This is a genomic window from Vibrio sp. 10N.222.49.C12 (assembly GCF_041475025.1).
GTDB classification, from domain to species: domain Bacteria; phylum Pseudomonadota; class Gammaproteobacteria; order Enterobacterales; family Vibrionaceae; genus Vibrio; species Vibrio crassostreae_C.
In genome coordinates this window covers 21,690-35,206 of the sequence record NZ_JBFRVF010000021.1, presented here as the reverse complement: position 1 = coordinate 35,206, position 13,517 = coordinate 21,690, and the positions used below count along the sequence as shown (strand labels likewise).

Below are 13,517 nucleotides of genomic sequence, written 5' to 3'. Positions count from 1 at the left end.
CTAAATTTTAGTTAAATTCGAGTTCTACTTGGCTATTTCCAAGCAGCTGTTTTAATTCGTCTAGTAATGTATCACTTGGCGTCACACGCCATTCTGTGCCCAATGTTAACCGCGCTCTAGCGTCGGCACGCTGGTAGTATACATTGACTGGGACCGTTCCGGCTCTATAAGGTTCTAAGATTTGACTAAAGCGTTCAAAAAATTGACCGTTAATTTGGGATTGGTCGATAGATATCGACACCCCACGAGCATATTTCTCACGGGCGCTTCCTAAGTCCATGACCTCGCGCGCGGACATTTTAAGCCCGCCATTGAAATCATCAAAGCTGACCTGTCCGGAAACGACCACAATTTTGTCTTTTTCGAGCAATTCTGCGTAGCGATCGAGCGCATCCGAGAACAACATCACTTCCATTCGGCCCGATCGGTCATCAAGTGTCATCAAACCGATTCGCGTACCGCGCTTAGTCGTCATTACTCTCGCAGCAATCACCAAACCGGCAATTGTTAGTGATTGGTCACGACGCGTTGGCGTGGCATCTTTCAAACGACAGCTGGTGTATTTCGCTAACTCTTTGATGTAAGCGTTAACCGGGTGACCCGTTAAATACAAACCAAGCGTTTCACGTTCACCTTCAAGCCAAACCTTCTCAGGCCATTTAGGCACTTGGGTATACTTGTGTTCGACCTCTTCCGGAGCGTCGGTCAACACGCCAAACATATCAGATTGACCAAAAGACTCGGCATGGTGATGTTGACTCGCTGCCTTCACCGCATCTTTCAAAGATGCCATCATCGCCGCTCGGTGAGGACCTAATCTATCTAAGGCTCCGGATAGAATCAACTTTTCGATAACACGTTTATTAACCTTCTTCAGATCAAGACGTGCACAGAAGTCGAATAAGTCTTTAAAGTAACCACCTTTATTTCGCGCTTCAATAATCGCTTCAATAGGGCCTTCACCGACCCCTTTGATCGCACCGATGCCATAAACAATCGCGCCATCTTCATCCACGTTAAAGCGGTACAGACCCGAGTTGATATCTGGTGGTAAAAGCTTGAGCTTCATACGGAAACATTCATCAACAAGGCCAATAACCTTCTCGGTGTTATCCATATCTGCCGTCATTACCGCAGCCATAAATTCCGCTGGGTAGTGCGTTTTCAGCCATAGCGTTTGATAAGAAACCAGTGCATATGCTGCGGAGTGAGATTTGTTAAAGCCGTAGCCCGCAAATTTCTCTACCAAGTCAAAGATCTTCATGGCCAGCTCGCCATCAACACCATTGGCTTCAGCACCCTCTTTAAAGGTACCACGCTGCTTTGCCATCTCTTCTGGCTTTTTCTTACCCATCGCACGACGCAACATATCCGCTCCACCAAGCGTATAGCCAGCAAGGATCTGTGCGATTTGCATTACCTGCTCTTGATACAGGATGATGCCGTACGTAGGTTCTAGCGTCTCTTTCAGCGATTCGTGTTGCCACGTTTCATCAGGGTAAGAAACCGCTTCACGGCCGTGTTTACGGTCGATAAAGTTATCTACCATGCCTGATTGCAGAGGACCCGGACGGAACAGGGCTACCAATGCGATAATATCTTCAAAACAGTCGGGCTGTAGACGTTTGATAAGGTCTTTCATACCACGCGATTCCAGCTGGAATACCGCGGTGGTTTCAGAATTTTGTAATAGGTTAAATGACGCTTGGTCATCAAGAGGAATCGACTCGATACGAACCGGTTCTTTCCCCTCTTTCTTCAAACGTGGATTCACTAGGCCTAACGCCCAGTCGATGATGGTCAGGGTACGCAGCCCCAAGAAGTCGAACTTAACCAAGCCAGCCGTTTCAACGTCATTCTTATCGAACTGCGTTACTGGGAAGTTACCTTCTGCGTCGGCATAGATTGGCGCAAAATCGGTGATCGTGGTGGGTGAGATAACAACACCACCTGCGTGCTTACCGGCATTTCGCGTACAACCTTCAAGGATGCGACACTTATCAATCAGCTCACGAACTTCTTCATCGCCATCGTAAAGCTCTGGCAATGCAGGTTCAGCAAGGAATGCTTTCTCTAGCGTCATACCCGGGTCTGGCGGTACAAGCTTTGAAATTCGATCGACGAAACCAAACGGGTGGCCCAATACACGGCCTACATCGCGGATTACCGCTTTTGCCGCCATGGTACCAAAGGTGATGATCTGAGAAACGGCATCACGACCGTACATTTCAGCCACGTGATCAATAACTTGGTCACGCTTATCCATACAGAAGTCGATATCGAAATCGGGCATGGATACACGTTCTGGGTTCAAGAAACGTTCGAAAAGTAGATCGTATTCAAGTGGATCGAGATCGGTGATATCCAAGGCGTAAGCGACTAGAGAGCCGGCACCAGAACCACGGCCAGGACCTACTGGCACATCGTTGTCTTTTGACCACTGGATGAACTCCATTACGATCAAGAAGTAACCTGGGAAACCCATGTTGTTAACAACTTCGAGCTCAATCTTGAGTCGCTCATCGTATTCCGGTCTGCGCTCAGCACGCACTTTTTCATCTGGGAATAGGAACGCTAGACGTCGCTCAAGGCCTTCTTCAGATTTCTTGATCAAGAAGTCTTCAATCGCCAAACCTTCCGTTGGGAAGTTAGGCAGGAAGTACTCGCCCAGACGAACCGTTACATTACAACGCTTAGCAATCTCAACACTGTTCTCAAGTGCTTCAGGGATATCGGAGAACAACTCGCACATCTCTTCTTCGCTACGAAGATACTGTTGCGCGCTGTAATTTTTAGGACGACGAGGATCGACCATAGTGAAACCATCATGAATTGCCACGCGGATTTCATGGGCATCAAACAGGTCTTCAGTTAGGAATACTACTTCGTTGGTTGCAACAACAGGCAAGTCTTCCTGCTCAGCCAGTTCCAACGCAAAGTGCAGGTAAGACTCTTCATCCGGACGTCCGGTACGAATCAGCTCAAGGTAAAAACGATCAGGGAAGTATGTTTTGTAAAACTTGACATTGCTTGCAACCAGTTCACGGTTACCTTTCAGTAACGCTTTACCGATCTCACCTTCCTTCGCACCCGATAAAATGATCAGGCCTTCAGCATTCTCAATCAGCCACTCTTTATCAATAACAGGCTGATGCTGAACATGACCACGAAGATAGGCTTTTGAGATGAGTAACGTTAGGTTGTTATAACCTTTATTGTCCGTTGCGATAACGGTGAGCTTGGTCAACTCGTCACCGAATTCCGGAGACTGCATCAAGAAGTCAGCACCAATAATAGGTTTAACCCCACACCCATGGGCAGTACCGTAAAACTTCACCAAACCACACAGGTTGGTAAAGTCGGTCAATGCTAGAGCAGGCATACCCATTTCAGCGACTTTTTTAACTAATGGTGGCACCTTGGATAGGCCATCCACCATCGAAAAGTCACTGTGTACGCGTAGGTGAACAAATTTTGGATCTGACATTATTTTTCCTGAGTTCTAGGTTTGAGCCTAGGATTACAACTGTGTGTATTCTATTTTTTTCTAATACAAGTTAGCAACTTTATTTGATGCCAAGCTCTAGTTAACGTAAAGCTCTAGTCTATGCCAAGAATACGTTTTACTGGCTTAAAGCTCTTTCGGTAATGCTCGGTTACACCATGTTTTTCAATCGCTTCGAAATGCGCTTTGGTCGGGTAACCTTTATGCTTAGCAAAACCAAACTCTGGATGAAGTTTATCAAGATCTTCCATCTCTTGGTCACGAACGACTTTTGCGATAATAGACGCCGCACTGATTTCAGCCACTCGCAAGTCACCCTTCACAATCGCAAGACCATCCATCGGCAGTTCTGGGACACGGTTTCCATCTATCAACGCCATATCAGGTTGAACGCTCAAACCTGCGATAGCGCGCTGCATAGCTACCATCGTCGCTTGCAGAATATTCAACTCATCAATTTCTTGTGGAGAGCAACGACCAACCGACCACGCTAAAGCTTTCTCTTTGATTTCTGGAAGCAGCGCAAGACGCTTTTTCTCAGATAATTTCTTTGAGTCGTTCAAGCCTTCGATTGGGTTGTTTGGATCAAGGATAACCGCAGCGGTCACCACGTCGCCAACCAAAGGGCCACGCCCTACTTCATCCACGCCAGCAAACAGCTGGTAACCTTGCGGGTATTCAAATGGAGGAAGCTCTTTTTTTTCTTTTACTGCCATAACTAATCTCTTAATGTTCTGTAAATAAGCGCTTTATGCTTCAACAAAAGGTCGGTCAATCAATTTCAATACTGCGTTAGCGGCTTGTTTGTCTGCGTCTTTGCGGATCCAGTGATGCATCTCGGTAAAGCGTTCGATCAAGGCACTGTTATCGGCTGATAGCATTTTATCGACAGACGGGAACAAAAAGTCTGGGTGGCACTCTTCAAGAATATGCTCTTTCACGATCTCTTCACCAGCCAAAATATTCGGCAGTGACACAAACTCAGTGATCGCCAATTTCTTAACAATGTAACCCGTCAGCTTATTTACTTTGTAACCAACCACCATAGGGCGTTTAAGCAACATACATTCAAGAGCCACGGTACCTGAAGCCAAGAGCACAGAATCAGCGGCGGTAATCACGTTGGTTGCCGTATCTTCGACTAACGTGAATTCAAGCTCAGGTGCGGTCGATTGCCAGATTTCAGTAAACTGCTTTTTACGCTGTTCGTTAACGAGCGCAACAACAAAATTGATATCCGGATACTTCTGCTTGATACGTTGGCAAGTTTCGATAAATGGTTGAGCAATCAAACCCATCTCACCACCACGACTACCCGGCAATACAGCTAACCATTGCTTGTCTTGATCTAAGCCTAACAGCTCACGTGCATCTTGTTTGCTTGGTTCTAAAGGAATAGCATCAGCTAACGTGTGACCAACAAATTCACAGGCAACGTTGTATTTATCATAAAACGCTTTCTCAAATGGCAGGAAGGCCAAAACCAAGTCGGTTGCTTTGTCGATTTTAAAGATACGTTTAGGACGCCAAGCCCACACGGAAGGGCTCACGTAATGAACCGTTTTAATGCCGGCGTTCTTAAGATCGAGTTCAAGTCTTAGGTTGAAGTCAGGCGCATCGATACCCACAAACACATCTGGCGGGTTTTGAGTGAAATACTTTACCAGCTCTGCTTTCACTTTTAATAAGCGAGGTAAACGGCCAAGTACTTCAACTAAGCCCATGACAGCCAGCTCTTCCATCTCGAAAAGAGACTCACAACCAAGCGCCTTCATTTTTGGTCCGCCAATACCCACGAATTCAGCGTTCGGGTACTGCGATTTGATTGCTTTGATAAAACCTTCGCCAAGCGTGTCACCAGAGAGTTCTCCGACAACGATACCTACGCGCAGTGGTTCATTCGAAACAAAGTCCGTGCTGTTGGTTGCTGTTTCTTGCTGTGCCATAGTTTTCCAATTCCCTTCTTGCCTAAAACAAAAAAGATCGCCTAATGATTAGCGATCTTTTTGTTATACCAATCTGATTAAGTAATTATTGTCATACTTACGCGGATTGGTACATAACCACATCGAGTATTAACGAATAATACCGCGCTCAGAGTTCTCTAGCATTTCAAGCATAGGAACTACCGAAGTAAACTCTTTTGCCATTTCCACTAAAGCCGCTTTCGCTTCTTCAAGTGTTTTACCTGAACGGTATAGCTCTTTGTACGCTTTCTGTAGTGCACGAATTTCAGGTTTCTCAAATCCGTTACGCTTCAAGCCTACTAGGTTAAGGCCGAATGGAGCCGCGTGGTTACCCTGTGCAAGCACGTACGGCAGTACATCTTGAACAACTGCAGAACAGCCACCAATGTATGCGTAAGCACCAATTGAGCAGAATGGGTGAATCGCAGAAAGTGCCATAACACCAGCGTAGTCGCCAACCGTTACATGACCGCCAAGAATAGCGTTGTTACCAATGTGAGTGTGGTTACCAACAATAACATCGTGCGCTACGTGAGCATTAACACAAAGTAAGTTGTCATCACCAATCACTGTGGTTGCTTTGTCTTGAACCGTACCACGATGGATTTGAACCGCTTCACGAATTACGTTGCGATCACCGATCACAACTGTTGTGTCTTCGCCGCCGTATTTCTTATCTTGGTTTTCTTCACCGATAACAGCGTGTGGGAAGATACGGTTTTCTTTACCAATGGTTGTGTGACCTTTGATCACAACGTGCGACATCACTTCAGTGTCGTCTCCAATGGTCACGTTACCAGCAATGTAAGTGAAAGGCCCAACCGTCACGTTAGCACCGATAGTTACATCACCTTCGATTACTGCTGCCGGGTGAATTTTCGCTGTTTCATGAATCATATTAAAACTCTCTACGAGCACATTTAAGTTCAGCTGAACATACAACTACGTCGTCAACCTTAGCAACACCGTTGAACGATGCAATACCACGACGTTCTTTTAAGAATTCAACTTCGATAACCAGTTGGTCACCAGGTACTACTGGCTTACGGAATTTTGCTTTATCAACACTTGCAAAGTAGTAAAGCTCGTTGCCAGAAGGCGCACCAAAAGATTTAAATGCTAGAAGGCCTGTTGCTTGTGCCATTGCTTCTAAGATCAACACGCCTGGGAATACAGGAAGTTGTGGGAAGTGGCCTGTGAACTGAGGTTCGTTAACAGAGACATTCTTAATCGCAGTCAGTGTTTTTTCTTTTTCAAAGCTAGTCACACGATCAACCATTAAGAATGGGTAGCGATGAGGTAATAGTTCCTGAATTTCAGTAATGTTCATCGTTGTCTGTTCAGTAGTCAAAGTCGTATTCCTATATATATTCTTTATTTAATTAGAAGGATTATAAACGAAAAAGACTCGCTGTACGCGAGCCTTTTATTAGAAATGCTGGAATTATGATTCCGCGCTCTTCTCGATAAGTTTTTCAACGGTTTTCAAACGCTTGTTCATTTCATCAATTCGATGAACACGCGTTGCTGTTTTACGCCAATCTTTATTTGGCTGTAAAGGAATACCTGAAGAGTACATGCCTTTCTCAGTGATGCTGCGCATTACCATCCCCATACCGGTGATTGTAACGCCATCAACGATTTCAATGTGACCATTAATCACACTGCCGCCACCAATAATACAGTACTTACCTATCGTCGTGCTGCCTGCGATGATAGTACCACCCGCAAGAGCAGAACCATATCCGATGTGAACATTGTGTGCGATTTGCATTTGATTATCGATGATAACGTTGTCTTCAATAACCGTGTCATCTAACGCACCACGGTCGATCGTGGTACACGCACCGATCTCTACGCGGTTACCAATGCGAACAGAACCCACTTGCGGGATCTTAACCCACTCACCTTTCTCGTTCGCATAGCCAAAGCCATCAGAGCCAATAACAGTACTTGATTGGATCAGACATCCTTCACCAATCACAACTTCATGGTAAACACTTACGTTAGCCCACAGCTTAGTGCCTGCGCCAATTTTTGCATTTTTACCAATAAAGCAACCAGCACCGATGATCACATCATCACTAAGTACTACACCAGACTCAATCACAGCGTTCGCGCCAATAGACACATTTTGTCCAATGGTTGCTTCGCTAGAGATTGAAGCAGAATCAGCAATAGCCGCTGCGGGAGCAGGAGTAGTATCAAGCGCTTGAGCAACTTTAGCAAAAGCAACATAAGGGTCATTAACCACAATCACGTTAGTCTTGCACAGTTCACGCTCACTCTCTTTAACCATAATAGCGGACGCTTTACAGTCACCTAGGTGCTTGCTGTACTTCACGTTAGAAAGGAACGTAATGTTACCTTCTTGCGCTTTATCCATCGGAGCGACTGCTGAAACGGTAATTGTACCATCTCCGTGTAGCTCTCCCCCGGTAATCGTTGCCAATTCGGCTAAAGTCAGGTTCTTCATAAAACTTATTTCAGTGCTTTAATTACTTTCTCAGAGATGTTGTATTCTGGCTTGCCGTATTGCAGAGCTTGAATATCAACGATCATGTCGTAGCCTTCTTTCTCTGCAACTTTCGTTACAGCATCTTGAATCACTTTGAATAGCTTCTGCTTCTCTTGTGCTTCACGACGTTGGCTTGCTTTTTCTAGTGCTTGAGCTTTGATTTTGTACTTGCTGTCTAGTTGGCCTACTTCGATACGTAGCTTCTCAACTTCGTCAGGACCTAGTAGCTCGCCATCACGCTTAAGCTTTTCAATCTTCGTTTTAGCTTCAGCTTGAATGCTCTGTAGCTCAGCTGCTTTGTCTTTGAACTCTTCCTGCATTTTTTGAAGAACAACTTCACGCTGAGGTAGAGCCTGGAATACTTGTGCAGTGTTTACATAACCCACTTTTTGCGTAGCTTCAGCAGCTGTTGCAAAGAAAGAAGAGCTAAGAACTACAAGGCCTAAACCTGCTGCTTTAATCATATTTTTCAAAATATTGTCCTTTAAATATTAGAAAGTTCTACCAATGGTGAATGTGAAGAATTCCTCATCATCACCTTCGTAAACTTTAATTGGTTTCGCTAGAGAGAAAACCAGTGGGCCCATCGGTGACATCCATTGAAGGGCTGCACCATAAGATGAACGGTAATTTGTTGGATCAGAGTAATCGTAGTAGTACTGGCCACCACTATTCGGTGCACCACGGTCTACGAACTCTGTGTCCCACACACTTGCCATGTCGAAGAAGACACTGGTACGAATCTGGCTACGCGCTTCATCAGAAGCAAACGGTGTTGGTACAATTAACTCTAAGCTTGCCAAAGCAACCGCGTTACCACCTACTGAATCATCAGTAGCGGTATCATAGGTTGGGTTGTTACCTGTGCTGCTTCCGTAAACGGCTTTCGGGCCAGCTGAGTTAGAACCAAAGCCACGTAGGGTTGTAAAACCACCTGCGTAGTAGTTCTCGTAGAATGGGAACAAGTTATCGTTACCATCTGTTTGACCATAACCATTACCATAGCCTAATCGGCCACGCATCAATAGTGTGAACTCATGCTTTTTAGTCAGCGGGATGTAATGTTTTACATCGTACTGCATTTTGAAGTACTGAGCATCAGAGCCTGGTACCGTCATTTTAGCGAAAGCACGTTGGTGGTTACCCTCAGTTGGGAAGAAACCACGGTTCAAATTGTTACGCGTCCATGAAATATTGATATCGAAGTCATCGGTTAAGATGTGCTCGTCACCGTATTGGTCGATACTTCTCGCGAACTGTTCAACTTGGATATAAGTCGGTACGTTACCGATCTTGTTGTGCGTATAGCCCACACCAAACTCGATACGGTTCAGCTCATCCATAGGGAAACCCCATGTTAGGCTGGTACCGTAACTTTGGTTGGTATAGTCGACGATGCCCGCTTCAGAGGCTTCAAATTCGTTGTAGAAGATCTTACCGCCTAAGCTCACACCATCAAGGTTCCAGTATGGGTCACGGTAGTCTAAGCTCACGTTCTTTTGGTAATCATTCATCATGGCACTTACGCCAACACGGTTACCTGAACCTGCAAAGTTATCTTGTTGCAAACCAACTTGGAAACTAACACCTGATTCAGTACCGTAGCCAACACCAAAGTTGATACTGCCTGAGTTCGCTTCCTTAACGTTGTAAACCAAATCAACTTGGTCTTCACTGCCAGGAACACGCACTGTTTGTACATCAACCGTTTCAAAGAAACCTAAACGGTTAAGACGGCTCTTACCGGTATCAATGGACTTAGAGTTAAGCCAGCTGCCTTCCATTTGACGCATTTCACGACGCAGTACTTCGTCTTTCGTTGAGTTGTTACCCGTGAATCGAATATCACGAACATAGATACGGCTGCCCGCTTCTACATTGATAACCAACGACACTTCTTTGGTCTCATCGTCAAATTCAGGAATCGTGCGAACTTGTGGGTACGCGTAGCCAGATTCACCAAGAATTCGTTTTACGTTCTCTTCCAAAGACGTTACCGAAGAACCGTTGTACGTATCGCCGTCTTCGAATGGCACTAACGCTTCGAAGTCAGCCTCACGACCGATTAATTCACCACGGAAAGAGACATCTTTAACGGTGTAGGCTTCGCCTTCATCGAGGCCAAGCGTGATGTAAACACCTTTTTTGTCTGGAGAGATCGCCACCTGCGTAGAGTCAACCTTAAACTTAAGGTAACCACGGTCAAGGTAGTAAGATTTCAGCGCTTCGATATCACCGGCTAATACTTGCTTTTGGTATTTTTCATCCGCAAGGAAATTCCACCATGCAACATCAACATTCAGATTGAAACGACTAAGCAGTTCAGAGTCAGAGAAGACTTCATTACCGATAAAGTTGATTTGCTGAATCTTAGCGGATACGCCCTCAGTAAACACAAACTTAAGGTCAGAACGGTTACGTGGCAGAGGTGTCACAACCGCTTTTACTGTCGCGTTGTACTTACCAACACTGTAGTAAAAATCTTCAAGGCCTTTTTCAATGTTACTCAGCGTAGTACGGTCAAGGGCTTCACCTTCACGAACACCAGACGCATCTAGGTTCTGCTGAAGCTGTTCTTCTTTAATCGCTTTATTACCAGAGAATGAGATGCTTGCGATGGTCGGTCGTTCTTGAACTTGAACAATCAATACACCTTCATCACGAAGTACTTTAACGTCCTCAAAGTTGCCCGAAGCATACAATGCACGAATGATCTCAGACACATCGCTTTCATCCACTTCATCGCCAATACGTACTGGCATTTTCAGTAGAGCTGCACCAAGTGCAACACGCTGTAAACCTTCGATCTTGATATCTTGAACTACAAAGTTTTGTGCTCCGTTCGCAGCCACACTAGTGGCCAATAGACTTGCGAACAGAATTTGCTTAATCGCCATACTTATTCTAATTATTCCTTGCTACTACCAATGCCTGTGAGAAACCATTCACAGACGAGTAAAATCGTTAAATATTGCCAGAGCCATCAATGAGAAGAGGATTGCCCCTCCCACTCTGTATCCCATTTCCTGAACTTTCTCAGGTACCGGTTTACGAGTAACGGCCTCAATAGCGAAAAACAGCAAATGTCCGCCATCAAGCATAGGCAGCGGAACCAAATTAATAATCCCTAAGTTAACACTAATCAGAGCCAAAAAGCCCAAGAAGTAAACCAGACCATAATCGGCGGTTGTACCTGCACCTTTAGCGATTGAAATAGGGCCACTCAAGTTGTTTAAGCCAACATCACCAACGATGAGCTTCTTAAGCATTGTCAGTGTCAATCCAATGATTTGACCTGTTTTATCAAATGCTTTTCCTACAGACTCAATTACACCAAATTGTAACTCAAAGCGATAATCTTCTGGCCATTCTGCGACTTCCGGAGCAATACCTGCATAGCCGATTGTCGAACCATCAGAAAGCTCTCGACTTTTTGGTGTCATAACCAATGACTGCTCGGCACCATTTCGCAATACGACCAAGTCCAATGATGTCATTGGATTAGCACGAATTAACTCAACAACCGACTGCCACTGTTCAATAGGTTGCCCGTTAATCTCAACAATTTTATCGCCAGCTTCAAGACCTGCATCGTATGCAGCGCCATCATCAATGATTTGAGCCAGTACGGTCGATATCTCTGGAGAATACGGCCTAAAGCCCAGCGTTGTCATTGCAGATTCAGTTTCTGGGTTGAACGACCAGTCTGAAATATCCAATGTCATTTGTTGCTCAAAGCCGATGTCGTCTTGAGAAGCAACCGTCACTGTCATGGATTGATCACCAATGTGCGATATCAACCCCATATTGACTGATTCCCAATCTGCGGTTTTGATTCCTGAAATAGATTTAAGTTCCATTCCAGTTTCAATTCCGGCTTGTGCAGCAATAGATTGTGGAGTGACTTCACCAATCACGGGCTTAACCGCGGGTACGCCAATCAAAAATACTAACCAATACGCGAACACCGCAAAGATAAAGTTGAATGCAGGGCCTGCACCCACAATCGCCGTTCGTTTCCAAAGCGGCTTCTTGTCGAAAGCGTATTGCTGTTGATCTTCAGAAAGATCGTCAACACGACCATCGAGCATCTTAACGTAGCCGCCCAGTGGAATCACTGACAAGCTGTATTCAGTACCATCACGGCCCACTTTACTCCAGATTGATTTACCAAAACCAATCGAGAATTTTTCAACTTTCACACCACAACGACGAGCGACCCAGAAGTGTCCAAACTCATGAACAGCAACCAGAATGCCAAGCGCTACGATAAAAGATGCGAAGTTCCACAGAATTCCACTCATGCTAGCTGCTCTTTAATAAATTGAATGGCTATTTGACGAGACATATTATCGAGCTCGAGAAGGCTTTCCAAGCTATCTAAACCCTCAGAGTTATGTTGTTCACATACTTTGCTCATAACGTGTTCGTTAATGACAGCAATATCGGTAAACTTCACCTGATTGTTCAAGAAAGCATCGACCGCGATCTCGTTTGCTGCATTAATGGCTGTTGTCGCATGCTGACCTAAGTAGCACGCTTCAATCGCTAACCTCAAACACGGGTAACGACTGAAATCTGGTTCTAAGAAGGTAAGCTCACCCACTTTAGTAAAGTCTAAAGGCTTAACACCCGCCTCGGTACGATTAGGGTAAGACATCGTCAAAGCGATTGGCGTTGCCATATCTGGTTCGCCCATTTGAGCAAGCACAGAGCCATCCTTGTACTGAACCATCGAGTGAATCACAGACTGCGGGTGAATGATGACCTTTAACTGCTCCTGAGAAGCATTAAATAGCCATTTCGCTTCAATGTACTCTAGCCCTTTATTCATCATAGTCGCAGAATCGACAGAGATCTTAGGCCCCATAGACCAGTTAGGGTGTGCAATTGCGCGTTCAGGAGTCACTGATTCGAGTTCTGCCACATCGGTATAACGGAAAGGACCACCAGAACCAGTCAGAAGAATATGGTTAATGCCGTTTTCTTCAAGGTTACAGCGGCCTAGGTTAGTTTGTACGTTCTGCGGAAGGCATTGGAAAATAGCATTATGCTCGCTATCGACAGGAAGCAGCTCTGCACCGTATTTTTCCACGGCGTCGATAAACAACTGCCCAGACATCACCAAAGCTTCTTTGTTTGCAAGCAAGATACGCTTGCCCGCTTTAACCGCAGACATAGTAGGAAGTAAACCAGCGGCACCAACAATCGCGGCCATTACCGTGTCCACTTCCTCTAGAGAAGCAACCTGACACATGCCTTCAGTGCCTGAAAGTACTTTTACGTTAGGGTAACTCACGGACAACACTTCAGTCAGTTGAGACGCTGCATCAGAGCAAGCCATAGCAACATAGCTTGGTTGCCACTTTTCAACTAACGCCAGCATCTTTTCAACATTCGAGCCTGCAGCCAGTGCAACCACTGAATAGAGATCTGGGTTTTGCTCAACGACTTTTAGTGTACTTGCACCAATTGAGCCGGTAGCGCCAAGGATAGTTAGATTTCGCATCACATATGACCGTAGAAA

At 45.3% G+C, this 13,517-nt stretch carries 10 protein-coding genes; all 10 read right to left on the bottom strand.

Features of this window, described 5'->3' with window-relative positions; translation table 11 throughout:
- Positions 1–7 precede the first annotated feature (7 nt).
- The 10 genes from dnaE to ispC all read right to left on the bottom strand — a co-directional run bounded on the left by dnaE (position 8) and on the right by ispC (position 13,499).
- Positions 8–3,487, bottom strand: a complete 3,480-nt coding sequence (dnaE, locus tag AB4583_RS07165; protein WP_017063372.1) for a DNA polymerase III subunit alpha — start codon at positions 3,485–3,487, stop codon at positions 8–10.
- A gap of 113 nt (positions 3,488–3,600) precedes the next feature.
- Positions 3,601–4,221 carry a ribonuclease HII gene (rnhB, locus tag AB4583_RS07160; protein ID WP_017063371.1) on the bottom strand — a complete coding sequence of 207 codons (621 nt, stop codon included), beginning with the start codon at positions 4,219–4,221 and terminating at the stop codon, positions 3,601–3,603.
- A gap of 33 nt (positions 4,222–4,254) precedes the next feature.
- Entirely contained in the window at positions 4,255–5,451 is a 1,197-nt protein-coding gene (gene lpxB, locus AB4583_RS07155) for a lipid-A-disaccharide synthase (RefSeq protein WP_017069380.1), read from the bottom strand.
- Between the two features lie 129 nt (positions 5,452–5,580).
- Positions 5,581–6,369: an acyl-ACP--UDP-N-acetylglucosamine O-acyltransferase gene (gene lpxA, locus AB4583_RS07150; protein WP_017069381.1), complete on the bottom strand. Its 789-nt coding sequence runs from the start codon at positions 6,367–6,369 to the stop codon at positions 5,581–5,583.
- Position 6,370: 1 nt separating this feature from the next.
- A complete protein-coding gene (gene fabZ / locus AB4583_RS07145) occupies positions 6,371–6,823 on the bottom strand; it encodes a 3-hydroxyacyl-ACP dehydratase FabZ (protein ID WP_372116917.1) in 453 nt (150 codons plus the stop codon).
- A 93-nt stretch (positions 6,824–6,916) separates the two neighbouring features.
- Positions 6,917–7,948, bottom strand: coding sequence for a UDP-3-O-(3-hydroxymyristoyl)glucosamine N-acyltransferase (gene lpxD / locus AB4583_RS07140; RefSeq protein WP_372116915.1), 1,032 nt, complete (start codon positions 7,946–7,948; stop codon positions 6,917–6,919).
- 5 nt (positions 7,949–7,953) lie between these two features.
- Positions 7,954–8,454, bottom strand: a complete 501-nt coding sequence (locus tag AB4583_RS07135; RefSeq protein WP_017069383.1) for an OmpH family outer membrane protein — start codon at positions 8,452–8,454, stop codon at positions 7,954–7,956.
- 27 nt (positions 8,455–8,481) lie between these two features.
- Positions 8,482–10,887, bottom strand: a complete 2,406-nt coding sequence (gene bamA / locus AB4583_RS07130; protein WP_017069384.1) for an outer membrane protein assembly factor BamA — start codon at positions 10,885–10,887, stop codon at positions 8,482–8,484.
- A gap of 48 nt (positions 10,888–10,935) precedes the next feature.
- On the bottom strand, positions 10,936–12,294 hold the full coding sequence (gene rseP, locus AB4583_RS07125) for a sigma E protease regulator RseP (RefSeq protein WP_017060736.1): 1,359 nt from the start codon (positions 12,292–12,294) through the stop codon (positions 10,936–10,938).
- Positions 12,291–13,499 (bottom strand): 1-deoxy-D-xylulose-5-phosphate reductoisomerase, encoded by a 1,209-nt coding sequence (gene ispC / locus AB4583_RS07120; RefSeq protein WP_017060737.1) that lies wholly within the window; start codon positions 13,497–13,499, stop codon positions 12,291–12,293. Before ispC ends, rseP begins: the two co-directional genes overlap by 4 nt.
- Between the last annotated feature and the right edge of the window lie 18 nt (positions 13,500–13,517).